This is a genomic window from Streptomyces sp. GbtcB6 (assembly GCF_019091475.1).
Lineage (GTDB): Bacteria > Actinomycetota > Actinomycetes > Streptomycetales > Streptomycetaceae > Streptomyces > Streptomyces hyaluromycini.
Genome location: NZ_JAGXJL010000209.1, coordinates 1 through 394, shown reverse-complemented (window position 1 = coordinate 394; position 394 = coordinate 1). Strand labels below are relative to the sequence as shown.

General features: G+C 70.8%; 1 protein-coding gene. It reads right to left on the bottom strand.

The genetic code is table 11. The features are described 5' to 3' along the window. Nucleotides 1–394, bottom strand: a 394-nt coding sequence (locus KVT45_RS55190; protein ID WP_217562682.1) for an MMPL family transporter, incomplete at both ends; no start/stop codon positions are given.

Sequence of the window (394 nt, the reverse complement as noted above, 5' to 3'; positions counted from 1 at the left end):
ATGAACAGGCCGTAGTCGATCGCCAGACCCAGCCCGAGAATCGTCACCACGTAGACCGAGAAGACCGAGACGGCGGTCAGGTAGGTCATCCCGCGCAGCGCGGTGAACGCTCCTAGGATGGCCAGACCGCCGATCGCGAGCGGCAGGGCCGCCGCGGCCACGCTGCCGAAGACGACAGCCAGGAGCACGAGCAGCACCGGTACGGAGATGGTCCCGGCGAAGGCGATGTCCGCTGCGACCCGCTCGCGGATGTCGCGGTCGACCGTGGTGGCGCCGCCGACCTGGGTCCGCAGACCGGGTGCGGCCAGTTCGTCCTCGATCTCGTCCAGTGCTTCGCCGCGCTGCGCCTCGTCGTCGCCGGCCGTCGCCGAGATGCCGGGCAGCGGGGTCTGCG